This is a genomic window from Dehalogenimonas etheniformans (assembly GCF_014672715.2).
Taxonomy (GTDB): Bacteria; Chloroflexota; Dehalococcoidia; order Dehalococcoidales; family Dehalococcoidaceae; genus Dehalogenimonas; species Dehalogenimonas etheniformans.
In genome coordinates this window covers 690,528-715,575 of the sequence record NZ_CP058566.2, presented here as the reverse complement: position 1 = coordinate 715,575, position 25,048 = coordinate 690,528, and the positions used below count along the sequence as shown (strand labels likewise).

Sequence of the window (25,048 nt, the reverse complement as noted above, 5' to 3'; positions counted from 1 at the left end):
GTCAGACCTCGGCGGCTATCAGGTCCCCAATTTGTTTGGTGCCGACCCGGGTATTTCCAGCGGCCATTATATCATCCGTGCGATAACCCTGTTTCAGAACGATTTCTACCGCTTTCTCAATTGAAGCCGCTTCTTTTTCGAGGGCGAGCGAATAACGCAACATCATGGCCACAGTCAGGATCGTAGCCACTGGATTGGCGATATCCTTGCCTGCGATCGAAGGAGCACTGCCATGGATAGGTTCAAACAATCCAAAGGTTTGTTTTCCGGATTCCGGAATACCCGCCAAGCTCGCGGAAGGCAGCATGCCCATGGATCCCGCTAGCTGAGCGGCTTCATCGGTCAGGATATCGCCGAAGAGGTTTTCGGTGACGATGACGTCGAAAACGGTTGGCGTTCTGATCAACTGCATGGCACAAGCGTCTACAAGGACGTGAGAAAGAGCAACATCCGGATAGTCTTTCGACACCTCGATAGCCACCTGCCTCCAGAGGCGGGATGACTTGAGGACATTGGCTTTATCGACTGAAACCAGTCTCTTCTTGCGTGAACGCGCCAGTTCAAAACCAACGCGGACGATGCGCTCGATTTCTTGTTCTGTATAAGTCATGGAATCGGTAGCTTTGCGGCCTTTGGCGGTTATCCATTGCTTTTTCGGTTTGGCAAAGTAAACTCCGCCAGTCAACTCACGGACAAAGATGAAATCCGTGCCCCTAAGCACTTCTGGTTTAAGAGTTGAGGCGTTGACGAGTTCATCGAAAACCTTGACCGGTCTGATGTTGGCGAAAAGCCCCAACCCCTTGCGCAACGCGAGCAACCCGTCTTCGGGATGCACGGGCAATTTCGGGTCATCGTAACGAGGATCGCCGACAGCCGCCAACATCACGGCATCGCTCTTTTTGCACATCTTGAGCGTTTCATCCGGCAAAGCAGAGTCGGTTTTATCTATGGCGACCGCACCGATGAGCTCGTACTCAAGCTTAAAAGTATGGCCGAATTTCTTGGCCACAGCATCGAGGACCTTCATGCCCTCTGCCATGACTTCAGGCCCGACCCCGTCGCCGGGGAGAACAGTAACGCGGTATTTCAATTTACAGGCTCCTTAGTCGTCAGCTACCAGCTTCCAGATTTGTTATTTGTTTTATATACCTTTACAAAAATGTTTTATTTACGAACGAATACTGTCCAACTACGTTCATTCCGAACGTGGGATTCGTTCCAAATAACGAACCGATTTTTCCCTTTGTGATTTCGATTCAATAAATTTGCCCCCGGATTTATTCTTTAATAATACGAACATCAAATATATTTGATAAGGCTATTATTATAGCACATCAGTTCACTTAACGTGTCAAGAGTTTCGTGTCGTTTTTGGTACTGTTTTCAAAATATATATTTTTAATGGTGCTTCAAACGTTCCCTGGTGTATTCGATCAACCCGCCTGCTTTGATGATACCGCTCATGAACTCCGGGTACGGAGCGGCCTTGAAGGTTTTGCCTTTCGTCAAATTTTTAATCGTCCCTGTAGCTAGATCGATTTCCAGTTCGTCCCCGGCATCGGTGGCATCGACTGCCTCGGGGCTTTCGAGAAGAGGCAGGCCGATGTTGATGGCGTTCCTGAAGAAAATCCTGGCGAAACTCTTGGCCACTACCGCGGAAACACCCGATGCCTTGATAGCGATCGGCGCGTGTTCCCGGGAAGACCCACAACCGAAATTGGTAGTGGCAACGATGATATCGCCGGGCTTCACCTTATTGACGAAGTCCAGGTCGATATCTTCCATACAATGACGAGACAATTCGTATGGATCGGAGACATTAAGGTAACGCGCCGGGATGATGGCATCCGTGTCCACATTGGCGCCGTATTTAAAAACGTGACCTTGGAGCATTTAATTTCAACCTCTCAATCTGAGCGTCTTTGAGATTCTTCGCTGCGCTCAGAAAGACCATTTATCTAAGTTTCCGGTGAGACTATCTTTCCGGCAACAGCGCTGGCAGCGGCGACGGCGGGCCCGGCAAGGTAAACCTCGCTCTTGGGGCTGCCCATACGGCCGATGAAGTTGCGGTTGGTGGTGGCCAAACACTTTTCGCCAGCAGCCAGGATTCCCATATGGCCGCCGAGACAGGGACCGCAAGTGGGAGTCGAAACGGCGCATCCGGCCTCGATAAACACCTCAATGTAACCTGCGTGCATGGCATCGAGATAAACTTGCTGAGAACCGGGGATGACGATGCACCGCAGATTGGAATTGACCTTTGTCCCTTTCAGAATACCAGCCGCAACCTGGAGGTCTTCGAGCCGCCCGTTCGTACACGAACCGATAACCACCTGGTCCAGGTATATGGTTCCAACATGGCTGACCGGCTTGACGTTGGAGGGGAGATGGGGCAGCGCCACCTGGGGTTCCAGTTTTGAAACGTCGTATTCATGGACCGCCTCATAGGAAGCATCAGAATCCGGCGCGAAGACCACTGGTTTACGTTTGCTCCGGTTCTTCGCATATTCAACGGCTTTTTTATCGGCGAAGAATAACCCTGCTTTGCCCCCAGCCTCGATCGCCATGTTCGACATGGTGAAACGGCCTTCCATCGACAAATCATCGATCGCCTCACCGGAAAACTCCATCGCCGCATAGAGAGCGCCATCGACCCCTATCTGGCCGATGGTGTAAAGGATCAGGTCTTTGCCGCCGATATATTTGGGCAATTTCCCATGATAGACAAATTTGATCGTGGGAGGCACTTTCATCCAGACATCGCCGGTGGCCATGGCAACGCCTATATCGGTTGAGCCCATGCCGGTAGCAAAAGCGCCCAGGGCGCCGTAGGTGCAGGTGTGCGAATCGGCGCCTACAACCAGGTCACCGGGCACGACGAGTCCCTTTTCATGAAGAATGACGTGCTCGATGCCCATCTGGCCGCACTCAAAGAAGTTCACTTCCTGGGACCGGGCGAAATCCCGCAATATCTTGGCTTGCTCGGCGGAGGCAATATCCTTATTGGGCACGAAATGATCGGGCACCAGAACGATCTTCTTAGGATCAAATACTTTTTCAACACCAAGTTTCTTGAACTCTCGGATGGCAATAGGCGCTGTGATGTCGTTAGCCAAAACAACATCCACTTTTGCGCTGATGAATTCGCCCGGCACCACATGGTCTTTGCCGGAATGAGAGGCCAGTATTTTTTCAGCTAAGTTCACTCTTTTTTACTCCCTCGCTCGTTATGGGGCAACACCAGGACCAAAAGGACGATTACAGCAGCGGCGACGGCGACAAAATACTTACCGGAACCAGCCGCGACCCCGATCGCCGCCATTACCCAGATGGTGGCGGCGGTAGTCATTCCTTCAATGATGCCCTGTTCGCGCCTGAGGATGATTGCCCCTGCGCCTAAAAAACCGATACCAGTGACGATATTGGCAGCAAGCCTGGCCTGATCAGCCGTTTCAAAAGCAAAAATCGAGAGCATGGTGAAAAGGGCGGCGCCAATCGAGATCAGCGCCAGGGTGCGGATTCCGGCAGGTTTACCTGCCTTCTCGCGGTTAAACCCAATTATCGCGCCTAAGGCTCCAGCCAGGACCAGCCGGAATATCATTACTAGTTCATCAGGCATGGTAATCTTGCGGCATAAAGGACTTGCCCTGGCCGTTCTTCCTCACTGCCAGAAGTCGGTTGAGCGCGTTCATATAAGCTTTAGCTGAGGATACGACTATATCGGTATCGGCGCCGCGCCCGGAATACGATACTCCCTCACTATCGATACGAATGAAGACTTCTCCGATGGCGTCGATGCCCGCGGTAATGGAGGTCACCGAAAATTCTGTTAAACGGTTCGGCACGCCCACCAGGCGGTTAATGGCTTTGTACACTGCGTCCACCGGGCCGGTGCCCAGGGCGGCATCCTCGAGGACCTTGCCGTTTGGGTCAATCAATCTGACCGCCGCCGTCGGCAAACCGCAATCACCGCAGGTTACCTGCAAACGGTCAAGGTGGAAAGCTTCGACCAGGGTGCGCTGCTCTTCGGCAACCAGCGACTCGATATCGCGGTCGGCGACCTCTTTTTTCTTGTCGGCAAGTTCCTTGAAAGCCGCGAAAGCACGGTCAAAGTCCGCCTCGGAAAGATTGTACCCGAGTTCAGCCAGGCGCTCTTTGAAAGCATGGCGGCCTGAAGATTTCCCCAGAACGAGCGATGAAGCGGGCACTCCGACTGTGCGGGGGTCCATGATCTCGTAAGTCTTGGGCATCTTGATGACACCGTCCTGGTGGATCCCGGACTGATGGCGGAAGGCGTTGCCTCCCACCACCGCCTTGTTGGGCTGCACCGAAAAACCAGTGCGCTGACTAACCAGCCTGGATGTAGGATAGATAAGTTCGGTATTTATCGAGGTCGTGACGTCGTAATAATCCGGCCGAGTCCGGATGGCCATGATTACTTCTTCCAGGGCGGCATTGCCAGCCCGCTCCCCGATGCCGTTCACCGTACACTCAACCTGGCGGGCGCCGCGCCTGACCGCTTCCAGGCTATTGGCAACGGATAGACCTAAGTCGTCGTGGCAGTGTACGGAGATAACCGCCTTATCGATACTCGGAACATTCTTGATGATGCCTTCGATGAGCCCGCCGAATTCACCGGGCATGGCGTAACCTACGGTGTCCGGAATATTCAGAGTTGTGGCTCCGGCCTCAATAACCGCTTGCAGCAACTCGTAAAGAAATTGCGGATCCGAGCGGGAGGCATCCATAGGGGAAAATTCGATGTTGGAAAGATATGTCCTGGCGTGAGCCACCATATCCTTAGCCAGGTTCAGGACCTCGGTTCTGCTTTTCTTCAGTTGGTGCACCATATGCACATCAGATGCGGAGATAAAGACATGGATGCGGGGGTCGGCCGCCATCTGCAGGGCTTCCCAAGCACGATCGATATCTTTGGGGTTGGCGCGCGCTAAACCGCAAATCGAGCAGCCCTTGACGTCCGAAGCAATCTTTTTGACCGCCTCGAAATCTCCTGGTGAGCTGATCGGGAATCCGGCTTCGATGACATCGACGCCCAGGGATTCCAGGGCACGCGCTATCTCGAGCTTTTCCTGAATGTTGAGGGATGCGCCGGCGGCTTGTTCGCCATCGCGCAGAGTGGTGTCGAAGATTATCAGCTTATTCATTTGTCCGGGAAACTCTCCTTAACGTTATTTTCAAAATAACGACTACCCCTCCTCCTACCAGGAAGAGGGGCTAATAAGGATGAGAATCCTCCGGGACAAATGAATCATAATGCGTTAATGTTACCTGAAACCTTTATCTGATTTCAAACTTGAAGAAAGCATCGGCGGCAAATAGACTTTTCACCCTTCCCTTGATTTATTCTCCGATCAAGGGAAGAGGAAAGAGAGCACCTTATTTCTTGGGTTTTTTAAGCCAGCTCATCATGCCGCGGAGGCTTTCACCCACTTCTTCTATGGGGTGTCCGGCCTCAATGCGGCGTATGGCGTTGAAGTGCGGCTTGCCGGCCTGGTTCTCCAATATCCATTCCCGGGCAAAGCTGCCGTCCTGAATTTCAGAGAGGATGGTCCGCATTTCCTCTTTGGTATCCTCGGTAACAATTCGAGGACCGCGGCTGTAATCGCCATACTCAGCGGTGTCGCTTATCGAATACCGCATGTATTTGAGGCCGCCCTGGTAGATGAGATCGACGATGAGTTTTAACTCATGGCAGCACTCGAAATAAGCCACCTCGGGTTGATAACCCGCCTCGATGAGCGTCTCGAAGCCGGCTTTAATCAACGCTGATGCACCGCCGCACAGGACGGCCTGTTCGCCGAAAAGGTCGGTCTCAGTCTCTTCAGCAAAAGTTGTTTCTAAAACGGCTGCACGAGCGGCACCGATGCCCGAGGCATAAGCCAACGCTAAATCCTTGGCTTTACCGGTGGCGTCCTGGTATACAGCGATAAGAGCCGGAACCCCACCGCCTTCGGTGTAAACCTGCCGCACCATGTGGCCGGGTCCCTTGGGGGCAATCATGCTCACATCTATGTCACCGGGCGGGAGAATCTGGCCGAAATGAATATTGAAGCCGTGGGCGAACATCAGCATCATCCCGGCACGGAGGTTGGGAGCGATGTCTTCACGGTATATCTTCGCCTGCACCTGGTCCGGCGCGAGGATCATGATGATATCGGCTTTCCTGGCCATTTCCGCGGTGGAAAATACCTCGAACTTGTCTTCGGCGGCACGTAAGCCCGATGGCGAGCCCGGTACGCCGCCGATAATGACCTTAAAGCCGCTGTCACGCAGGTTCTGGGCGTGGGCATGTCCCTGGCTGCCGTAACCGACGATGCCGATAGTCTTACCTGCCAACAGCTTGGAATTGCAATCTTTTTCGTAATAGATGACAGCCATTATTTTCTCCTGTTTATTTTATTCAGCCGCTTCTTCACGGCGAGCTACTTGACCGCCCCGGGCCATAGCTATCCGGCCGGTGCGGGTCATTTCCTTGATGCCGAAGGGTTTCAAGAGATTATACAGAGAACTCAGTTTTTCCTCATCCCCAGTTGCTTCGACCATCACCGAATCCGCGGAGACATCAACTATCTTGGCGCGGAAAATATCGACTATCTGCATGATCTCGGAGCGGGTTTCGGCGCTGGCCTTGACCTTGATGAGAGCCAATTCGCGGGATACGATATCGAGGCCGGAAATATCCTGAACGCGAATGACGTCGATGATCTTTTCAACCTGCTTGCGGATCTGCTCCACCTGACTGTCGGAGCCCTCGGCGACGATGGTCATGCGGGAGAGATGGGGCGTTTCGGAATGGCCTACAGCTATTGAATCGATATTGAACCCGCGGCGCCGGAAGAGGCTGGCCATGCGGTTCAAAACACCCGGACGGTCTGCCACCAGGGCGACGATGGTATGTTTATTGGCCATCTAACACGCCTCCTTCAGCGGCTCATGAAGTATATGGTCGATACCGGCTCCCGGGGGCACCATGGGATAGACGTTCTCTTCAGGCTCGACGACGAAATTCAGGATGTACGGCCCTTCCGTTTCCATGGCTTTCTTAATAGCAGAGCCGACGTCTTCTTTCCTAGTCACGTTTTGCGCGGGAATGCTGTAGGCTTCGGCGATCTTGATAAAATCAGGGCACCACAGCGGAGTCGAAGAGTAGTTGTGCTCGTAGAAAAGCTCCTGCCATTGGCGAACCATGCCTAGAAAGCCATTGTTCAGAATGGCGATCTTAACCGGTGAATTTTCCTGCCGGATGGTTCCGAGTTCTTGAATGGTCATCTGGATTGAACCGTCGCCGGCAATGCACCAAATAGTCTCATCAGGCAGCCCGACCTGAGCGCCGAAAGCCGCGGGAAGTTCGAAACCCATAGTGCCAAGGCCGCCCGAGGTGATGAAGCTGTTGGGCTTATCATAGAAATAGTGTAAAGCCGCAAACATCTGGTGTTGGCCGACTCCAGTAACAATGGTGGCGTCACCTTTGGTGGTTTCCCAGATCTTCCGGATGACATATTGTGGCAGGATAGTTTCGGACTCGCGGATTTCTATACCCGAGGGGAATTGTTTCTTCCAATCCGACAACTGCTTCAGCCAGTCATCATGGCGCATGGGGCTGATTTCTTTATTAAGCTCGGCCAGAACCGTTTTTACATCGCCCACGATGGGCACGTCGACTGCGACGTTTTTGCCTATTTCAGCCGGGTCGATATCGATGTGAATCACTTTGGCATGGGGTGCGAACGATGAAATTTTGCCGGTAGCCCGGTCATCAAAGCGCATTCCGACAGCGATGACCAGGTCGGAATTAGTGATCGCCATATTGGCTGGAGCGAGCCCATGCATGCCGATCATACCGAAAGACAGGGGATGGCTTTCAGGAAAGCTCGAAATACCCAATAGTGTGGTCACCACAGGTATTTGAAGTGTTTCCGCAAGGGTTTTGAGTTCTTTATATGCCCTTGAAATCCGAACGCCGTGTCCCGCGATAAGGACCGGTTTTTTGGCTTCGGCAAGAAGTTTGGCTGCTTTTTTTATCTGCAATGGATTCCCGCCCAACGTGGGTTTGTATCCCGGGAGGTTGACCCTGGCCGGGAAATGGAACTCAGTGCATTCCTGCTGGATGTCCCGCGGGAGGTCGATGAGTACCGGACCGGGACGGCCGGTGCTGGCGATATAGAAGGCCTCTTTAACCGTCTTGGCTAGATCGGCTACATCCATCACCAGATAATTATGCTTGGTGATGGGGATAGTGATGCCAGTGATATCTGATTCCTGGAAAGCGTCGCGGCCGATCATGGAACGCGGAACCTGGCCGGTGACGGCGACCATGGGGATCGAGTCCATGTAGGCATTTGCCAGACCGGTGATGAGGTTTGTGGCGCCGGGGCCGGAGGTGGCAAAACAAACGCCGACCCGGCCGGTGACCCGGGCGTAGGCATCCGCGGCATGGACGGCACCCTGCTCATGGCGGACCAGGATGTGCCGCAACTGGGGATACTGAGTTAGGGTGTGGTAGAGCGGTAAAACCTGTCCGCCGGGATAGCCGAACACGACGTCCACGCTTTCCTTCAGGAGGCTTTCGCACAATATCTGAGCTCCGGTCTGTTTCATATAATCTCCTAGGTCTCAAAAACCGCGCCGCGGCTGGCTGAAGAAACCTGCTGGGCATAGCGTTTTAAATAGCCTGTCTTTATCTTTGGCTGGAAATCCGGAACTTTTTCCATCCGGTGGCGGATTTCATTATCCGCGAGACGGACGCTCAAGACGTGATTTGGAATATCTATGTCAATGATATCGCCCTCGTTCAATGCCGCTATCGGACCGCCCAGTGCTGCTTCCGGCGCGACGTGACCGATGGAGGCTCCGCGGGTTGCTCCCGAGAACCGGCCGTCGGTGATAAGGGCTACGGACTTATCGAGACCCATGCCGGCCAGAATCGATGTCGGGGTCAGCATTTCCCGCATACCTGGGCCTCCACGGGGCCCCTCGTAGCGAATGACGACAACATCCCCCTCTTTGATCCTGTTATCCATGATGCCCAGTGTGGCTTCTTCTTCGGAATTGAAAATACGAGCCGGCCCTGTGTGAACCATCATTTCCGGAGCGACCGCAGAACGCTTGACCACGGAACCCTCCGGCGCTAGGTTGCCGAATAAAATAGCGATGCCGCCCTTAGGAGTAACCGGATCGTTCACATGGCGGATGACCGTTCCATCGGCATGAGCCGCCGATTTAACTACGTCTCCGATGAGCCCAGCGTAAACGCTTCTGGCATCTAATCTGAGAAGTGACGAAAGCTCCCGCATTACCGCCGGGATGCCACCGGCTTTATCGAGATCCTCGATATGATGTTCACCGGCAGGCCGAATGCGGCACAGGCAGGGTGTCTTGTCGCTGATCTCATTAATCTTTACAAGTGGGAACTCAATGCCCGCTTCGTGAGCGATGGCTTCAAGGTGAAGAACCGAATTGGAACTGCCTCCAAGAGCCACATCGACAACGAAGGCGTTATGGATTGCTTTAGGCGTAATGATATCTCGAGGTTTCAAATCCTCAGACACCACCCGCATGATGGTCTCGCCCGCTTTTCGAGCAAGTGCGCTGCGTCTGGCATCGACCGCCGGGATGGTGCCGTTGCCAGGCAGACCCATCCCTAAAGCCTCTGTCAGGCAGTTCATGGTATTGGCGGTGAACAAACCCGAGCAGGACCCGCAGCCGGGGCAGGCGGCACCCTCGATCTCTTCGAGTTTTTCCGGAGTCAGGTCACCTTTGACGAATTGACCAACCGCTTCGAAGACCGAATTCAGGTCGACAGCTTTCGTTTTACCGTCGATCGGCAGATGCCCGGCCAGCATTGGGCCGCCGCTTACGAATACTGCAGGAATGTTCAATCGGACGGCTGCCATGAGCATGCCGGGGATGACCTTATCGCAGTTAGGGATGAACACCAGGCCGTCGAAGGCGTGAGCCTGGGCCATGACCTCAACCGTATCCGCGATGAGTTCGCGGGAAGCCAACGAATACTTCATCCCGGTGTGGTTCATCGCCAGGCCGTCGCATATGGCGATTGTGTTGAACTCAAATGGCACGCCGCCTGCCTGTCTGATACCGGATTTCACAGCCTCGGCGATGGCGCGGAGGTGTTGATGTCCCGGGACAATTTCAGTAAAGCTGTTGACGACGCCGATGAAGGGTTTGTTGAAATCTGCGGGGCTGACACCAAGAGAACGGAGGAGCGCGCGGTGGGGGGCTCTTTCGGCGCCTTTTTTGATCGAGTCGCTTCTCATTTAGTCCCCCCTAACTAAAATCCGTCCGCGAAGGGACGGATGGGCGAGCAGTGCCTAAACATAGCACAGGCGGTTTTAATTTTCAAGGAATTACGATTAAAGAGTCGTTGTTTAACAGCAGCGGCCCTGAATTTTATCAATGCGCCTTTGATGCCGGCCGCCTTCGAACTGCGTCCCCATGAACACCTTTAGCACTTCCATATTGAGATCGTCGCCGTTCATCTCGCCAAGACAAAGGACGTTGGCATCATTGTGCATCCTCGTCAAAGCCGCATATTCAGGTTTGTACACCAATGCCGCCCGGATACCTGGCATTTTATTAGCCGACATGCTCATGCCAATGCCGGTGCCGCAAATGAGAACTCCGCGCTCGGCCTGGCCCTGAGCTACCGCTTTAGCTACTTTAGCGGCAAAATCCGGATAGTCAGCCGATTCTTCGGAGAAGGCGCCAACATCGGTAACTTCGTATCCCTGGCTCTTGAGCCATTCAACGATCTTTAGTTTAAGCTCGTACCCGCGATGGTCATTCCCTATTGCGATTCTCATTCAGACCTCTATTTAAAATAATAAGCTTCCAATTCTGACCGCGGCACCGCTCCCTCTCTCACTATGACCGGACTTTCAGGCCCAGTCAGATCGACAATTGTCGACTCTATTCCGCCGGGGCACCGGCCGCTATCGAGAACCAAGTCCACACTATCACCAAGCTGAGCCCGGACGTCCGCCGCCTCGCAAACGCTGCCCCTCCCCGAAAGGTTAGCCGATGTACCGGTCAAAGGAGTCCCCACCGCTTTGATGATGTAAAGAGTCAGGGTGTGTCCAGGGATGCGCACGGCAACGCTTGGTTTGCCACCGGTTACGATGTCAGGAACGACCGGTTTCTTCGGCAGGATCAGCGTCAGACCGCCCGGCATAAACCGTCTAACCAGCACCTCTGCCAGGGGGTTCATTTCCGCCACCTGCCGCATCTGGATAACGTCGGCAACTAGCACCGGTAAAGCCTTGGTCGTCACCCTGCCCTTGATGTCGAAAATCCTTCCGATGGCTTCGGGATATTTTAAACTGGCTGCCAGGCAATAGACAGTGTCGGTCGGTATGGCAATCACGCCGCCGTTTTTCAGTATTTCGATTGCGCGCGATGCGTCGCTCTGGGTTTGAGAGGATGAGATACTTGGTGCCTCGTTATGTTAAGTTAAGTTGAAATTCTTGACGCTAGTATATCAGAATGGTAATCTTTAACACTACCGAAATGACCGAAAAAAGAGACGAAACCACCCCGTCAGAAACCCTCCGTGTAGCGACCTCAGGTGACATTGAGGTTGCCACCTACCTCGAAATCGCCAAACAAGCAATCGAGAAACCGGCCAAGGGCGAAGCCGTTTCCGGTGCTTCACGTGAATCTATAGTTATCTTCGATTTTGGCTCTCAATACAGTCTCCTGATTGCCCGCCGGATTCGTGAACTCCATGTTTATTGCGAACTGGTTTCCCATGATACGCCCTGGGAAAAAATCGCCCACCTGAATCCCAAGGGTTTCATCCTGTCCGGCGGTCCGGCCAGTGTTTATGCCCCCGGCGCTCCCATGGCTCCGGCGTATATTTACGAAAGCAAACTTCCGATCCTGGGCATTTGCTACGGCATGCAGTTGATCACCCAGCAACTCGGTGGCGTCGTCGCCCGCGGTCAAGCCCGTGAATACGGCCACGCGATTTTGCACCTTTCAGACCTTAAATCTCCCCTATTTAAAGAAATTCCTGAGTCGTCCGCCGCGTGGATGAGCCACGGCGACCGTGTCGAACAATTGCCACAGGGCTTCAGATCGCTGGCGTATACCGAAAATTCGCCGCTGGCAGTCATGGGCAACGACAACAACATCTTCGGTCTGCAATTCCATCCTGAGGTTGCTCACACACCCTTCGGTAAGACGCTGCTCAAGAATTTCGTGATGAACATCTGCGGCTGCCAGGCCACCTGGACGCCCGGTCACTTCATCACGGAAAGCATTGAAAGCATCCGCAGCCAGGTGGGCAAGGGCAAGGTCATTGCCGCGCTTTCCGGTGGGGTTGATTCCGCCATCGTGGCAACCCTCATCCACCGCGCCGTCGGCGACCAGTTGACCTGCATTTTCGTGAACAACGGGCTGCTTCGACGTGATGAAGCCGAGCGTACCCTCAAGGTGTTCGAGCAGAACCTCGGAATGAAGATAATTTTCATCGACGCCACCGATCGCTTCCTCGAACGCCTGGCCGGGGTTATCGATCCCGAACAAAAACGGAAGGCTATCGGCGTCGAGTTCATCCGGGTCTTCGAAGAAGAAGCAATAAAACTGGGTAAGGTTGATTTCCTGGCCCAGGGCACCCTCTACCCTGACGTTATCGAAAGCGTTTCCTCGGTTTCCAACGCATCAGCCAAGATCAAGAGCCATCACAACGTCGGCGGCCTTCCTGCCAATATGGCATTGAAGCTGCTCGAACCGGTGCGTTACCTCTTCAAGGACGAGGTACGGCAGGTCGGCGTCGAGCTTGGATTGCCGGAGGAAATGGTCTGGCGCCAGCCGTTCCCGGGACCGGGACTGGCTATCCGCGTCATTGGCGAAGTCACCCGGGAAAAGCTGGAGATGCTGCGGTCTGCCGATTGGATCGTGATGAACGAGATTAAAAAAGCCGGGCTTTATCGGCAACTGTGGCAGAGTTTTGCCATTATCACTGATGTTCGAAGCGTCGGCGTCATGGGCGATTTCCGCACCTACGGCCATCTGGTGGCGATTCGGGCGGTAACTTCCGACGACGCCATGACCGCCGATTGGGCCCGGTTGCCCTACGACCTCCTGGCCCGGATTTCAAACCGGATCGTCAACGAGGTTAGCGGCGTCAACCGGGTAGTGTACGACATCACTTCCAAACCGCCGGGTACCATCGAATGGGAATAAGCTCCGGAAAAGGAGTATTTGATTATGGGACTTTTTGACAGGAACAAGATCCAGGGCGATGAACTGCTGACGTACATCGACTACGTCGGCGATGAGTGGACCCTCAGGGCCTTCCAGGAGAAGGGCGCTGAAGTCTACACTACCGCCGCAGCCCAATTCGATCCCACAGCCGCAGCTAAAAATCCGGCAGCCTATGAAAACATCTATATCGCCGCCAACCAGCTGGCGCAGTCTGCGGCGGAATTATTGAGGCGCAAGGACGCCTTGAAATCGGTGCCCGATAAAGCCACTTCCAACTATTTTGCCTGGCACGCGGCATATTCCGACTATCTCGCCTGGGCTAACGCCCAAGCAGATTACCTCGGCTCGAAGCTGGCGGGGATAAAGGCAGAAGAAGGAGCCTCAGAGGGGCCCTCGCTCAAAGACCTGCAGTCCAAAAGTGAGGAGTCAAGGGCCGCTGCTGAAGCTGAAGAACAAAAACTGCTGAAGAAACTCAAATTGACTCCGGCCGATATCGACCAGCTCCGCGATCGAGCCTCGAACTCCATCGCCCAGGACAAGTGGAAGGCCCGCCCGGTCAATTTCAAGCCAAAAGACCAGTCTAAGAGGCGTTAGCGCCTTGCCCTGATTTAAGGAGACCTGCGCTGAAAGTATTAGTTATCGGTAGCGGCGGGCGGGAGCACGCCCTCGTCTGGATACTTAAAAGCAGCCCCAGGGTCAGCGCCATCTTTGCCGCGCCAGGCAACGGGGGCACGGCGGCGCTTGCCCAGAACCTGGACATCGAACCGACGGATTTCCCGAGGCTGCTTGAAGCGGTCTTATCCAACAACATCGACCTCGTAGTCGTCGGTCCCGAAGGTCCGCTGGCCGCCGGTATCGCCGACGAGTTCAAGTCCCGGATGATTCCCGTGTTCGGTCCATCCAGGGTAGCGGCACAGCTTGAGTCGAGCAAGTCGTTCGCCCGTGACCTGATGGAAAAATATGCCATCCCCTGCGCCCGGGGCAAATCGTTTACCGATTACGCCGCGGCAAAGGCTTACCTAGCGGAACAAAATCTTCCTGTGGTCGTCAAAGCCGATGGGTTAGCGGCGGGGAAGGGCGTCTCCGTCTGCTCAAGCTGGACCGAGGCTGAAACAGCCCTGGCCAACATGATGGAGAACAAGATTTTCGGAGAAGCCGGTTCGAAGGTCATCATCGAGGAATGCCTGACCGGCCAGGAAATGAGCTACCTCGCTTTCACCGACGGTAAGACTTTCTCCGCGATGCCTCCGGCTTGCGATTACAAACGGGTTTTCGACGGCAACCAGGGGCCTAATACCGGCGGTATGGGAGCCTACTCGCCTCCGCCGTTTTTCGACCGCCAGATGAGCGCACTGATCGACGCCACGATCATGGGCCCGATGGTTTGCGCCCTGGCAAGCGAGGGTATCGATTATCGGGGCGTGATTTACGCCGGTTTGATGCTTACTTCGGAGGGACCGAAGGTCCTTGAATTCAACGCCCGCTTCGGCGACCCTGAAACCCAGGTGATTTTGCCGCAACTCAAATCCGACCTTGTAGATGTCATTCAGGCAGTGGTCGACGGCAATCTGGACAAGGTTTCGATTGAATGGCAGAAGAAGTCCTGCGTCACCGTGGTCCTCGCCTCCGGCGGTTATCCCGGCGATTATAAAAAAGGTCTGCCCATCCGCGGCCTCGAATACGTTGACGCTGATGTGAATCTGTTTCATGCCGGGACAAAGCTGGTCGACGGCCAATTGGTCACTTCCGGCGGTCGGGTCATGGCGGTCACGGCGTGCGGCAACAATTTCGCAGACGCCCGCGGTCAGGTCTATTACAACGCCATCAAGATTAAGTTCGATGGCGCGCACTATCGAAGCGATATCGCCCTTTTCAAGTCGCAATAACGGACCGAGGTAACAATATGCCCAAAGTTGCCGTAGTTATGGGCTCCAAGTCAGATTTGGAAGTCATGCAGGCCGCCGTCGACGCACTTGCAAAAATGGGACTCGAATCTGAGGTCATGGTCATGTCCGCCCACCGGCAGCCAGAGAAGGTGCACACCTTTTGTACCTCCGCCCGCGACAAAGGCTTTGAAGTGATAATCGCCGGCGCCGGGGCCGCAGCGCATCTGCCGGGCGTCATTGCATCGTGGACGACGCTGCCCGTCATCGGTGTGCCGATCCCTTCAAGCGATCTCAAGGGCATCGATTCGCTTTATGCCATCGTCCAGATGCCCGCCGGAGTTCCGGTAGCGACCGTGGCTATCGGCACCGCCGGGGCCAAGAATGCCGGCTACTTGGCGGCGCAGATACTCGGGTTGAAATACCCGGAAGTCGCCCGGGCTTATGAAAATCTCCGTACCGAATTTAAAGGGAACTAGACCATGATCGAACGTTACAGCCGCCCCCAGATGAAAAAGGTCTGGAGCGAAGAAAACAAATTCGCCAAGTGGCTCGATGTTGAAATCGCTGTCTGCGAAGGGTGGGTAAAACAAGGAGTCATCCCGCGCGAGGCGCTGCCCAAGATCAAGTTGGCGCGGCTGAATTTCAAGCGCATGGAAGAACTCCTCAAAGAGACTCACCACGATATGACCGCCTTCCTTGGCGCGGTTGCTGAAAGTGTTGGCGAAGAAGCCCGGTTCATCCACCTTGGGCTGACATCTTCCGATGTCATGGACACCGCCACCAGCCTGCAACTCGTCGAGGCTTCAGCCATTTTGGCCGATGATGTCAAAGAACTGATCGCCGCCCTGGGGAAAAGAGCTCTTGAGTACAAGTATACGGTCGAGGCTGGCCGCACTCATGGCGTACATGCCGAACCGATTACCTTCGGTTTGAAACTGGCGCTGTGGATGGAAGAGATGCAGCGCAACCGCCTGCGCCTGGCTGATGCCGCCAAGGGTATCAGCGTCGGCATGATCTCCGGCGCCGTCGGCACCTTCGCCACCGTCCCTCCCGAAGTGGAAGAATTCGCCTGCGCCAAGCTCGGTCTCGCCCCGGATCCGGTCTCCAACCAGGTCATCCAGCGCGACCGTCACGCCCAGTTTATGAGCACCCTTGCAGTAATCGGCGGCTCGCTGGAGAAATTCGCTACCGAGATCCGGGCCCTTCAGAAGACAGAGGTCCGGGAGGTTGAGGAACCGTTCGGTTCCGGACAAACCGGTTCATCCGCCATGCCTCACAAGAAAAACCCCGAACTGTGCGAGCGCATCTGCGGTATTTCCCGTCTTCTCCGAGGCTACGCCCTCACCTCCCTTGAAAACATCGCCCTTTGGCACGAGCGTGATATCTCGCACTCCTCGACCGAGCGCGTCATCTTCCCGGATGCCTGCCTTGTCCTCGATTATGCCATGAATATTTTCACCGGCATCATCAAAGGAATGACCGTTTATCCCCAGCGAATGCGGCAGAACATGGAAATCACCCGCGGCCTTTTGTTCTCCCAGAGGGTGCTGCTGGCGCTCATCGACAAGGGCTTGTCTCGGCAGGGGGCGTACAAGATCGTCCAGCGCAATGCCATGGCTACCTGGTCCGGCAGCGGCCAGTTCATCGACCTGCTCAAAGCCGACCCCGAGGTCACCGCTGTTCTCAAGCCGGAGGAACTGGACAACCTTTTCGATTACAAGTACTACACCCGGCACGTGGACGACATTTTCAAACGGGTCGGCTTGACCGCGGCTCAATGGAAAGGAAGCGCCGAGATTCCACCCGAAAAACTTTCACCGCAGTCCTTGTGAACCACTTTCCTCTGCCATGGAGAGGGAAATAATAGAATATAACAGTAGGGACACGGCGTGCCGTGTCCCTTGAATATTAAGCCGAGGTGATAACATGACTGAAAACAGGGTTGTCTTAAAAACAGATCTTCCCTTAAAACGCTTCATTTCCGGCAAAGTCCGTGACACCTACGACCTCGGGGAATACCTGCTGATCGTCGTTACCGACCGCATTTCTGCTTTTGACATCGTCCTGCCGGCCGGCATCCCGGATAAGGGCAAGGTGCTGAATCAAATCTCGGCTTTCTGGTTCGATCAAACGAAGAAAATAATCCCCAATCACGTCGTCGCCCTCATCAACGACGTAAAACAACTCGACAAATACATTCCTGAAAAGCAGCGTTTCGACTACCCGAAATACCTCGAAGGGCGATCGATGGTGGTCAAAAAGGTCAGGCGGTTACCGGTCGAGTGCGTCGTTCGCGGCTACCTGGCCGGTTCGGGCTGGGCGGAATACAAGAAGCGGCAATCGGTCTGCGGAGTGTCTCTACCGCCGGGTTTGAGGCAGAGCGAGATACTAGAAGAACCGATCTTCACCCCGACGACCAAGGGTGATAATACCCATGACCTGCCGATGATGTTTGAAGAGGTTGAAAAAGAGGTCGGCAAAGACCTGGCCCTGAAACTCCGGACGGTTAGTATCACCCTTTATGCTTTCGCGAGGGATTACGCCCGCCACCACGGCATCATCATCGCCGATACCAAATTCGAGTTCGGTCTGGATGGCGACAAACTCATCCTCATCGATGAGGCGTTAACACCGGATTCATCACGCTTCTGGGATGAGAAACTCTATAAGGTGGGCGAACCGCAGGATTCTTATGACAAGCAACCACTTCGCGATTGGCTGGAGAAATCTGGTTGGAGCAAGGAGCCTCCGGCTCCGGCTCTACCATCTGAGGTCATCGAAAGCACCCGGCGGCGGTATGTGCATGCGTACGAGGTTTTGACGGGGAAGACACTCTCGTAATTCTTTTTACAGGCGAGAGAATTCCCAAGCCCCTAGACACTTAGTGAAACACCCTATAACACATCCCTTGAAAGTATCGAATCCGCCAGCTGCAAAAATCGATTTTTAGTGCCTACTAGGTTTGGAATGCTCCCCTTTTTCATGCAAGTGTACGAGCAGTATTCATGAATCGCCTCATAGTTCGGGTAGCTATGCGATGGTGGACTATACTTCCTTCCACAGTAACGACAGGTTTTAATCCTGACCTTTTCGGAACCGGGTCCAACCTGTTGTAGATCAGGTTCTTCTGAACCCATAGGTTTTCTACTCCACCCACTCCTTGGTACTGGGAACCCTGTCCGCAATCCGCGGGTCAATCCGGGTAGCTTTATCCAGCGCCCGTCCGAGAGCCTTGAAGACTGCTTCCACCTTGTGGTGATCATTAGTACCGTAGCAAACGGAGGCGTGAAGGTTCATCCTCCCCTCCGATGCAAAACTCTCCAAGAAGTGGCGTACCATATCAACTGGGAATCCAGCCAGATCATTCTTTTCAAAATCCATGTGCATGACCGAATATCCCCGGCCGCCCAGGTCCACAACTACAACCGCCAGCGTCTCATCCATGGGCACCTGAGAATCAGCCGTCCGAACTAAGCCCTTCTTGTCACCGAGGGCTTCATTGAAAGCCTTGCCAAGGCAGATACCGACATCCTCGACTAAATGATGGATGTCATCTCCTGTCGCTGAAACTTTTATGTCAAATACACCATGCCTGGCGATCTGCGACAGCATATGGTCAAATAAACGGTTGCCGGTACACATGTCGTCCTTGCCGGTGCCGTCCAGGTTGACCGCGACGGAAATGGTCGTTTCTCTGGTTTCCCGTTTGACAGTGGCTGTGCGTTCGGTCATATTACATCTCCCCTATTCTCTGGAGTTCGGTGATCAGCCGGTCGGTGTCCTGAGGCCTACCGATGCTAAACCGCAGGCAATTTTCCATTTGCGGCGAGTTGAAGTAGCGAACTAAAATTCCCCGTCGTTCCAGTAGGACCTGAATTTGCAATGCTATCCTGGATTTCACTTTGCATAGGATGAAATTGGCTTCGGACGGATAAGTTTTCAGGTATTTGATTGACGATAGAGCATCGAAAAGTCTTTCCCGCTCGGAGATCATGAGCCTAACGTTACCCATGAGATAATCGGCGTCTTTGAGGGATTCTTTCGCGGCAACCACAGCAGCCGCGTTGACACAATACGGGTCTTTAATGGCGTCAACCCGTTCAGCAACGGCTGTGGGGAAAAGGCCGTAGCCCACCCGCAAACCAGCAAGACCGGCCCACTTCGAGAACGTCCGCAAGATCATTAGATTGGGAGAATTATCGATCTCGGGCGCCAGGGTTTGGCTTGTAAACTCGTAGTAGGCCTCGTCAACAACAACGGGTACGCCGGTTTCGATTATTTTCTTGACGGCGTCAACGGGTATCTGTGTGCCCGTGGGGTTGTTCGGCATGGCGATGAAAACAAGCTTCGTCTTTTTGGATATCGCCTTGATCAATTTTTCGGGAACAAGGTTAAACTCGTCGTCCCGCGGTACTGCCACAAATTTGCCGCCGACCAGTTCTGTAAAGAACTTATACATGGCAAAAGTCGGCGTGGCAGTCAGGACCTCATCGCCGGGACTTACGAAAAGCCTTATAAGCAGGTCAATTAGCTGATCTGAACCAGATCCCGCGACGATATGTTCGGCAGAAACGCCGGTATATCCTGCCAAGGCTCTGCGTAATTCAGTCTGGCACGAATCCGGGTAAATATGAGCGTCATCAAAGGAAGCAAGCGCCGCTTTAACTTTAGGTGAGGGGCCGTAGACGTTTTCGTTGGCGTCGAGCTTGAGAATGCCCAACGCCCGAGTCTCTTCGTCGAGGGCTTCTGGCGATTTGCACGCGGCGTAGCCGGCGAACTTGTCTAGTTCCCGCCTCATAAATTTTGTTATATCGGTCACTTCGCCTCCATTCTCAAACGAAGGGCGTCCCGGTGCGCCGTCAGTCCTTCAGCGCCGGCGATTGTCGCGGCGTCAGGACCAAGACTCTTGACCATGCTGTCATCAACATGGACGACATCGGTAATTTTCAAGAAATCCAGCACGTTTAAAGGCGAGGCAAAACGGGCCGTTCCGCCGGTTGGAAGGGCGTGAGAAGGTCCGGCGACGTAATCGCCGAAGGCTACCGATGCCTTGTCTCCAACGAAGGCGCACCCTGCGTTTTCAATCTTTTTTAGGATCATTTCGGCATCGGCTGTAAGCACCAGAAGATGCTCCGGCGCATAGGCATTAGCCAGTTCGATAGCCTGATCGACTTTATCTACCAGGGCGATGATGCCGCGTTCCTCGAGCGATTTTCCGGTGATATCCCGCCTCGCTGAACTGGCAAGTTCATTTTGTATTATCGTCAGAACCTTCTCAGCCACGATTTTTGATGTGGTGACCAAAACCGATTGAGCCAAAGGGTCGTGCTCGGCTTGCGCCAGCATATCCGAAGCCACGAAAGCTAGATTGGCGCTTTCATCGGCTATGATAAGCACCTCGCTCGGGCCCTGCAATCCATCGATAGCCACGGCGCCATAGACCAGACGCTTGGCGGTCATGACATAGATATTGCCCGGTCCGCAGATTTTATCGACTTTAGGCACCGATTCCGTGCCATAAGCCAGTGCGGCGATCGCCTGTGCCCCGCCGACTCTGAAAACCCTATCTACGCCGGCGATCGCGGCAGCGGCAAGGGTCGGAGCCGGGATTTTTCCGTCCGGACCCGGAGGTGTCGTCAAAATAACCTCAGGGACGCCCGCGGCCTTAGCGGGAATAGCCGTCATTAACACGGTAGAGGGATAATAAGCCTTACCGCCCGGCGCATAGATTCCGACGCGTTCCAGCGCCCGGAACATTTGTCGCCCGTTCATGGCCGTTTCCATAGCGGAAATTGCCTTCCGCTGGTCCAAATGATAGCTGCGGATGCGCCCGGCTGCCGTTTCCAAGGCTGCCAGCAGTTCAGGATCGATTGCCGATCTAGCCGCCTCGATGTTTTCCCTGGATACCTCAAAAGTTAGCAGTTCAACCCGGTCGAATTTGGCGGTCAGAAGCTTGAGGCCTGCATCACCGTCCCGGACAACTTCTTCAATAACCGAGCGGACCGATTGCTCAACCGCAGCATCGCTAACTGAGGCATTTACCCGGCGCACAAGCAGCTTCCTCGCCGCTTCGAAACCGGTCACGAAACGCATCAGATTTTCTCCAGGGCTTGGCCCAGCCGTTCCACCAGAGCTTCCATCCGCTTCCGTTTCACCGGATTGTCGGCCGCGCCTGTATTGCCGATGACGCAGGCCGTCGATTCAAAGAGCGTGTCGATGATGCGTAGGTTGTGCCGCGCGATAGTGCCGCCGGTCTCGGTATTTTCGATCAATAGATCAGCATCCTCGGGCAGGTAAGCTTCGGTCGATCCCCAGGTCGGGGCGATGCGGTAGCGGCCGAAATGGTTGTTCCGGGCATAGTCGTCGGCGATGTTTATGTATTCAGACGCCACCCGCAGGTTTTTGTTCCGGAAATAAGATTTGAGTTCCGCTGAATTATTCACCGGTACGTCGTTGGCCACCACAGCCACGATACGCACCCAACCGTATTTCAGGTCCAGAAGCCGCTTTACCGGGCTGGTGGGAAACTGATGCAGGTGATCGGTGAGCCAGTCCCAACCGGTGATGGCCAGGTCAAAATTGCCGTTAGCCACCTGAACCGGCATATCCTGGGGACGAATGGTCTTGATGGTAAAGCCTTCGAGGTCGCTTTTCGGCCGCCGTAAACCCCTATCAGATGGGTAGTCTTCGACATGAATACCTGCTGCATCCAGTATTTTACGAACATGGGGCTGCTGGTGGCCGTCGGGCAGCGCTAAACGAACTACGTCGGGCGCGTATTCATGATAAGCCTCGAGGGGTGCGGCTGTGATCGTCGCCGTCTCCTCAACTTCGGGCGTTGGTTGCAGGTTGGCCATAATCGAACTGATAGCTTCGGAAAGGTCTTTCGATGCCAGGCTCTCCCGGTTGGCAACCAGGACAGCTTTGAAATCCAAGACCTTGGAAAGCACTTTCAGTCCTTTACCCTCGAGCTCACCGGCAGATTTCCGGGGCAGAATGACCACCTCGGCTGTTTCCGGCGGGTAAGCTTCGGCGCTGCCCCATAGCGGATAAACGGCATAATTCTTGAGCCTGAGCTGCATCGCCAACTGTTCGGCCAGATTAGGATATTCGGATGCCAGGCGGATCTTATCGGACCGCTGTGCAAGGTCGGTTAACGAAGCGATACCGTCGCCTGCCGCCGAGGCGGCAAAAAGGGCGCCGTGGCCGTATCCAAGGTTTTTGACTTTGACCAGTGAAGTTAGGCGGTAGCGCGACACCAGTTCTTCAACCCAATCTGCCCCGCAGATACCCAGGTCGTAATTGCCGATGGCTACCTGGATGGGAATATCTTTCTCATGCAACATCTTGGCGGACATTTCCGAAAATTTAGCACTCTTCAATCGGTAGAGCCGGGCTTTGGGCTGGTAGTCGTTAAGCTGCCAACCAGCCCGCTCCAGGAGCGCCGCCGTATCGGTCAGGAGCCTTCCCTTGGGTAATGCGACCCTCATTCTTCGGAAGCCTCCCCGCCCAGCATCTCCACCAACTCATCGACAGTTTCGAACTCGAATTCCTCATCGGTCTCGGTGTCAGACAGGACCAGCAGCCCTTCTTCAGTGATGTTGAGCACCCAGTCATAGTCCATTACGTCCGGGTCGCCCAATTTGATTTCGGCGGTATAATCGGCATCCCGAAGATCGGTAGCCACCGCAAAAGCGCGGGCTTCGTCACCAGGCTGGAAACTGACCAGGAACCGGTCGGGTTCTTCCATCTCGTATTCACTCATATCGATGAGCTTAATCAGTTCATCGATGTAAAGAGCGTACCCGGCTGCGGGCTTGGAAGGTCCGCCCATCAACGCGATGAGGTTATCGTATCGCCCTCCGCCGCCGACGGTTTTACCGTCGGCTGAAAGGTGGAAAATGATGCCGGTGTAATATTCGAAACCGCGGCCGGATGCCAGGTCGATCTCGTACGGCAGCCCGATATCGTCGAGCATGTCGAGGGTGGCGGCGAAATTGGCAGCTGCCGCTTCTAGTTCGGGCGAAAAGCCGAACAGAGATCGAAGATTGGATAAGTAGGCAGACGAAGTCCCGGTGACTTCAAGGAGTGTTTTCAATCCCGCCATCAGTTCCGGTTTGGTTTCTGCCAGCCGGGCCATCACGCTTTCGTTGCCATCCAGGATTTCATCCAGCAGCTTATGCCTCAGTTCAGGAGAAGGTTCAAGCTGGGCAAGCACTGCCTGGATGACACCCGAATGGGAGACTTTGATATGGCTTTCCAATCCGAGCAATTCCAGGGCTTCCAGGGACATCCTGATCAACTCGACGTCGGCTAAAGCCGAATTGCCGCCGATAAGTTCGGCGCCGCACTGCCAGCGTTCCCTGCCGGTCCCCGATGCATCCTCAAAACGGAACACGTTGACGACATAGAACAGGCGTGCCACGTCCCGGTCGACAAGCGAATCGACGTAAAGCCGCGCTATTGGGATAGTCCCGTCCGGGCGCATTACCACCCTCTCTCCGCTCCACCCGTCCCAGTCCAGGAAGGAAAATACCTGCCCCAGCATACCCGGCGTAAGTGTTCCGGTTGCGGTGAATAGGTGCAGGTATTCCAGGGTTGGAGTCCGCACCTCCTCGTATCCCCATTTAAGCGCCGTGTCGATGAACACCGATTCGGCGAGGCGGAACTTCAACATTTCCTGGGGAACAAGGTCGCGGCAGCCGCGACAACGCTCTTGGGTCATAGGATCTCCTGACTATTTTGAATATTGAGATTGTACACTAGCCCAATTTCACGTTCAAATTGGAGCTATTAACCGTTTCACCTGCTTCATTTATTTGTGTTAAGATTCCTCGCAGATTACTGTTCGCGTTTTCCCGATTTATCGAAAGAGGGGGTAGCCGCCACCAAAGCCATCCACGACCGTTACCCTGACATCAGGATCATCGTTCTCACCAGTTTCAAGGAGCGGGAACAGGTAGATGGGGCGCTCAAGGCCGGGGCCATGAGCTAACTGTTAAAGACCGTATCCGCCTCGGAATTGGTCTCTGCCATCCGGGGTGCCATGGCAGGGCAATCCAAACTTTCTTCCGAGGCTACCCAGGTGCTCATCCAGGAGATGAGGAGCCCGTCGGCCCGGGACTATGACCTGACCGCCCGTGAGAAGGAGATCCTTAAGCTAATGGTAGACGGCTTGCCCAACACCGAGATCGCCGATAAGCTGGGGGTGAGCCCCTCCACCGCAAAGTTCCACGTCTCCAACGTCCTCTCTAAGCTGGGAGTGGCCAGCCGCACTGAGGCGGTTTCCCTGGCTCTGAAGCAGAAACTGGTCAAATGACCAGTATAAAAACCCGCCGAACGGTCAGTAGAAATCCCCCCGGACGCCCGATGTAATCAGAGCCGGTCCGTTCTATCATCAGTAAAATATGGCACTCGAGTGACTTAACGGATCGGTGAGATGCGTTTTATTGTAGCCGACAGGCAGCCCAGCATACGTTCGGCGCTTAAACTCCTTGTTGAGCAATACCCCAACATGGTGTATGCCGGCGCCGCCGGAGATACGGACAACTTGCTGAAGCTGACCAGATCGGCAAAACCTGACCTCACCCTCCTCGAATGGGAATTGCTGGGGGCTTGGCCAAAGGGCACCCTGGCGGACCTCAGAGAATCCTCGCCCGCTATTATCGTGGTTTTAAGTTGTTGCCTGGACCGCTCCATACCCTTGGAAGCTGGAGCCGATTACTATGTTTCCAAGGTTGATAAACCCGAACGGCTCATCGGGGTTATCGAAGACATACGAACACATTTCAACGCCCGGACTGCCGCCAAACCTTCCCCGGATCTCCCCAACACCTGATCCTTTTCCACCTGATTTTTCCGCCAATTCCCCATTTCTATTTGACCGAGTCGGCCCGATTGCGTACTATCAGGCTGGA

The 25,048-nt window shown here is 54.5% G+C and carries 25 protein-coding genes; 9 read left to right on the top strand and 16 right to left on the bottom strand.

Annotation, left to right across the window (positions count from 1 at the left end; all coding sequences use genetic code 11):
• Position 1: 1 nt before the first annotated feature.
• The 11 genes from leuB to HX448_RS03615 form a co-directional block, all read right to left on the bottom strand.
• Positions 2 to 1,090 carry a 3-isopropylmalate dehydrogenase gene (gene leuB, locus HX448_RS03665; RefSeq protein WP_102330814.1) on the bottom strand — a complete coding sequence of 363 codons (1,089 nt, stop codon included), beginning with the start codon at positions 1,088 to 1,090 and terminating at the stop codon, positions 2 to 4.
• Between the two features lie 308 nt (positions 1,091 to 1,398).
• Positions 1,399 to 1,893, bottom strand: coding sequence for a 3-isopropylmalate dehydratase small subunit (gene leuD / locus HX448_RS03660; protein WP_102330813.1), 495 nt, complete (start codon positions 1,891 to 1,893; stop codon positions 1,399 to 1,401).
• Between the two features lie 65 nt (positions 1,894 to 1,958).
• Positions 1,959 to 3,206, bottom strand: coding sequence for a 3-isopropylmalate dehydratase large subunit (gene leuC / locus HX448_RS03655; protein ID WP_102330812.1), 1,248 nt, complete (start codon positions 3,204 to 3,206; stop codon positions 1,959 to 1,961).
• Complete coding sequence (locus HX448_RS03650) at positions 3,203 to 3,619, bottom strand: MgtC/SapB family protein (protein ID WP_102330811.1); 417 nt, start codon at positions 3,617 to 3,619, stop codon at positions 3,203 to 3,205. Before HX448_RS03650 ends, leuC begins: the two co-directional genes overlap by 4 nt.
• Positions 3,612 to 5,165, bottom strand: coding sequence for a 2-isopropylmalate synthase (locus HX448_RS03645; protein WP_102330810.1), 1,554 nt, complete (start codon positions 5,163 to 5,165; stop codon positions 3,612 to 3,614). The genes HX448_RS03650 and HX448_RS03645 overlap by 8 nt, the downstream gene beginning before the upstream one ends.
• Positions 5,166 to 5,397: 232 nt before the next feature.
• Positions 5,398 to 6,399 carry a ketol-acid reductoisomerase gene (gene ilvC, locus HX448_RS03640; RefSeq protein ID WP_102330809.1) on the bottom strand — a complete coding sequence of 334 codons (1,002 nt, stop codon included), beginning with the start codon at positions 6,397 to 6,399 and terminating at the stop codon, positions 5,398 to 5,400.
• Between the two features lie 18 nt (positions 6,400 to 6,417).
• Positions 6,418 to 6,930, bottom strand: a complete 513-nt coding sequence (ilvN, locus tag HX448_RS03635) for an acetolactate synthase small subunit (protein ID WP_102330808.1) — start codon at positions 6,928 to 6,930, stop codon at positions 6,418 to 6,420.
• On the bottom strand, positions 6,931 to 8,619 hold the full coding sequence (gene ilvB / locus HX448_RS03630) for a biosynthetic-type acetolactate synthase large subunit (protein WP_102330807.1): 1,689 nt from the start codon (positions 8,617 to 8,619) through the stop codon (positions 6,931 to 6,933).
• Between the two features lie 8 nt (positions 8,620 to 8,627).
• The gene (gene ilvD / locus HX448_RS03625; RefSeq protein WP_102330806.1) at positions 8,628 to 10,295 is read right to left on the bottom strand and encodes a dihydroxy-acid dehydratase; all 1,668 of its coding nucleotides are present in this window, start codon (positions 10,293 to 10,295) and stop codon (positions 8,628 to 8,630) included.
• 111 nt (positions 10,296 to 10,406) lie between these two features.
• Positions 10,407 to 10,841: a ribose 5-phosphate isomerase B gene (rpiB, locus tag HX448_RS03620; RefSeq protein ID WP_102330805.1), complete on the bottom strand. Its 435-nt coding sequence runs from the start codon at positions 10,839 to 10,841 to the stop codon at positions 10,407 to 10,409.
• An 8-nt stretch (positions 10,842 to 10,849) separates the two neighbouring features.
• Positions 10,850 to 11,464, bottom strand: a complete 615-nt coding sequence (locus HX448_RS03615) for an L-threonylcarbamoyladenylate synthase (protein ID WP_102330804.1) — start codon at positions 11,462 to 11,464, stop codon at positions 10,850 to 10,852.
• A gap of 56 nt (positions 11,465 to 11,520) precedes the next feature.
• Here HX448_RS03615 and guaA point away from each other — a divergent pair, with 56 nt between their 5' ends.
• From guaA to HX448_RS03585, 6 genes are all read left to right on the top strand, one after another.
• On the top strand, positions 11,521 to 13,224 hold the full coding sequence (gene guaA / locus HX448_RS03610) for a glutamine-hydrolyzing GMP synthase (RefSeq protein ID WP_190259899.1): 1,704 nt from the start codon (positions 11,521 to 11,523) through the stop codon (positions 13,222 to 13,224).
• A 24-nt stretch (positions 13,225 to 13,248) separates the two neighbouring features.
• On the top strand, positions 13,249 to 13,839 hold the full coding sequence (locus HX448_RS03605; RefSeq protein WP_102330803.1) for a hypothetical protein: 591 nt from the start codon (positions 13,249 to 13,251) through the stop codon (positions 13,837 to 13,839).
• A gap of 29 nt (positions 13,840 to 13,868) precedes the next feature.
• Positions 13,869 to 15,131 carry a phosphoribosylamine--glycine ligase gene (gene purD / locus HX448_RS03600; protein WP_102330802.1) on the top strand — a complete coding sequence of 421 codons (1,263 nt, stop codon included), beginning with the start codon at positions 13,869 to 13,871 and terminating at the stop codon, positions 15,129 to 15,131.
• Positions 15,132 to 15,148: 17 nt separating this feature from the next.
• On the top strand, positions 15,149 to 15,607 hold the full coding sequence (gene purE, locus HX448_RS03595) for a 5-(carboxyamino)imidazole ribonucleotide mutase (RefSeq protein ID WP_102330801.1): 459 nt from the start codon (positions 15,149 to 15,151) through the stop codon (positions 15,605 to 15,607).
• Positions 15,608 to 15,610: 3 nt separating this feature from the next.
• Positions 15,611 to 16,963 (top strand): adenylosuccinate lyase, encoded by a 1,353-nt coding sequence (gene purB / locus HX448_RS03590; RefSeq protein WP_102330800.1) that lies wholly within the window; start codon positions 15,611 to 15,613, stop codon positions 16,961 to 16,963.
• A gap of 94 nt (positions 16,964 to 17,057) precedes the next feature.
• Positions 17,058 to 17,972, top strand: a complete 915-nt coding sequence (locus tag HX448_RS03585; protein ID WP_102330799.1) for a phosphoribosylaminoimidazolesuccinocarboxamide synthase — start codon at positions 17,058 to 17,060, stop codon at positions 17,970 to 17,972.
• A 303-nt stretch (positions 17,973 to 18,275) separates the two neighbouring features.
• Here HX448_RS03585 and hisB read toward each other — a convergent pair whose 3' ends face one another.
• The 5 genes from hisB to HX448_RS03560 are packed head-to-tail and all read right to left on the bottom strand — an operon-like array spanning position 18,276 to position 23,856.
• Entirely contained in the window at positions 18,276 to 18,863 is a 588-nt protein-coding gene (hisB, locus tag HX448_RS03580) for an imidazoleglycerol-phosphate dehydratase HisB (protein ID WP_102330798.1), read from the bottom strand.
• Position 18,864: 1 nt separating this feature from the next.
• Positions 18,865 to 19,929, bottom strand: coding sequence for a histidinol-phosphate transaminase (gene hisC / locus HX448_RS03575; RefSeq protein WP_102330842.1), 1,065 nt, complete (start codon positions 19,927 to 19,929; stop codon positions 18,865 to 18,867).
• A 17-nt stretch (positions 19,930 to 19,946) separates the two neighbouring features.
• Positions 19,947 to 21,224: a histidinol dehydrogenase gene (hisD, locus tag HX448_RS03570; protein ID WP_102330797.1), complete on the bottom strand. Its 1,278-nt coding sequence runs from the start codon at positions 21,222 to 21,224 to the stop codon at positions 19,947 to 19,949.
• A complete protein-coding gene (gene hisG, locus HX448_RS03565) occupies positions 21,224 to 22,621 on the bottom strand; it encodes an ATP phosphoribosyltransferase (RefSeq protein WP_102330796.1) in 1,398 nt (465 codons plus the stop codon). Before hisG ends, hisD begins: the two co-directional genes overlap by 1 nt.
• Positions 22,618 to 23,856 (bottom strand): ATP phosphoribosyltransferase regulatory subunit, encoded by a 1,239-nt coding sequence (locus HX448_RS03560; RefSeq protein WP_102330795.1) that lies wholly within the window; start codon positions 23,854 to 23,856, stop codon positions 22,618 to 22,620. The genes hisG and HX448_RS03560 overlap by 4 nt, the downstream gene beginning before the upstream one ends.
• 96 nt (positions 23,857 to 23,952) lie before the next feature.
• Between HX448_RS03560 and HX448_RS03555 the strand changes: the two genes are divergently transcribed.
• The 3 genes from HX448_RS03555 (at position 23,953) to HX448_RS03545 (ending at position 24,969) form a co-directional block, all read left to right on the top strand.
• The gene (locus HX448_RS03555; protein WP_162485994.1) at positions 23,953 to 24,126 is read left to right on the top strand and encodes a response regulator; all 174 of its coding nucleotides are present in this window, start codon (positions 23,953 to 23,955) and stop codon (positions 24,124 to 24,126) included.
• 51 nt (positions 24,127 to 24,177) lie between these two features.
• The gene (locus HX448_RS03550; protein ID WP_102330794.1) at positions 24,178 to 24,450 is read left to right on the top strand and encodes a response regulator transcription factor; all 273 of its coding nucleotides are present in this window, start codon (positions 24,178 to 24,180) and stop codon (positions 24,448 to 24,450) included.
• Positions 24,451 to 24,570: 120 nt separating this feature from the next.
• On the top strand, positions 24,571 to 24,969 hold the full coding sequence (locus HX448_RS03545) for a response regulator (protein WP_102330793.1): 399 nt from the start codon (positions 24,571 to 24,573) through the stop codon (positions 24,967 to 24,969).
• Positions 24,970 to 25,048: the final 79 nt, after the last annotated feature.

Coding starts and splice junctions, on each gene's coding strand:
- ilvD (WP_102330806.1), bottom strand. CDS start 10,295: ATGAGAAGCGACTCGATCAAAAAAGGCGCCGAAAGAGCCCCCCACCGC.
- HX448_RS03545 (WP_102330793.1), top strand. CDS start 24,571: ATGCGTTTTATTGTAGCCGACAGGCAGCCCAGCATACGTTCGGCGCTT.
- HX448_RS03605 (WP_102330803.1), top strand. CDS start 13,249: ATGGGACTTTTTGACAGGAACAAGATCCAGGGCGATGAACTGCTGACG.
- HX448_RS03550 (WP_102330794.1), top strand. CDS start 24,178: ATGGCAGGGCAATCCAAACTTTCTTCCGAGGCTACCCAGGTGCTCATC.
- hisD (WP_102330797.1), bottom strand. CDS start 21,224: ATGCGTTTCGTGACCGGTTTCGAAGCGGCGAGGAAGCTGCTTGTGCGC.
- guaA (WP_190259899.1), top strand. CDS start 11,521: ATGGTAATCTTTAACACTACCGAAATGACCGAAAAAAGAGACGAAACC.
- hisG (WP_102330796.1), bottom strand. CDS start 22,621: ATGAGGGTCGCATTACCCAAGGGAAGGCTCCTGACCGATACGGCGGCG.
- HX448_RS03650 (WP_102330811.1), bottom strand. CDS start 3,619: ATGCCTGATGAACTAGTAATGATATTCCGGCTGGTCCTGGCTGGAGCC.
- hisC (WP_102330842.1), bottom strand. CDS start 19,929: ATGAGGCGGGAACTAGACAAGTTCGCCGGCTACGCCGCGTGCAAATCG.
- ilvC (WP_102330809.1), bottom strand. CDS start 6,399: ATGGCTGTCATCTATTACGAAAAAGATTGCAATTCCAAGCTGTTGGCA.
- purE (WP_102330801.1), top strand. CDS start 15,149: ATGCCCAAAGTTGCCGTAGTTATGGGCTCCAAGTCAGATTTGGAAGTC.
- HX448_RS03560 (WP_102330795.1), bottom strand. CDS start 23,856: ATGACCCAAGAGCGTTGTCGCGGCTGCCGCGACCTTGTTCCCCAGGAA.
- purB (WP_102330800.1), top strand. CDS start 15,611: ATGATCGAACGTTACAGCCGCCCCCAGATGAAAAAGGTCTGGAGCGAA.
- HX448_RS03645 (WP_102330810.1), bottom strand. CDS start 5,165: ATGAATAAGCTGATAATCTTCGACACCACTCTGCGCGATGGCGAACAA.
- ilvB (WP_102330807.1), bottom strand. CDS start 8,619: ATGAAACAGACCGGAGCTCAGATATTGTGCGAAAGCCTCCTGAAGGAA.
- hisB (WP_102330798.1), bottom strand. CDS start 18,863: ATGACCGAACGCACAGCCACTGTCAAACGGGAAACCAGAGAAACGACC.
- leuD (WP_102330813.1), bottom strand. CDS start 1,893: ATGCTCCAAGGTCACGTTTTTAAATACGGCGCCAATGTGGACACGGAT.
- rpiB (WP_102330805.1), bottom strand. CDS start 10,841: ATGAGAATCGCAATAGGGAATGACCATCGCGGGTACGAGCTTAAACTA.
- HX448_RS03585 (WP_102330799.1), top strand. CDS start 17,058: ATGACTGAAAACAGGGTTGTCTTAAAAACAGATCTTCCCTTAAAACGC.
- ilvN (WP_102330808.1), bottom strand. CDS start 6,930: ATGGCCAATAAACATACCATCGTCGCCCTGGTGGCAGACCGTCCGGGT.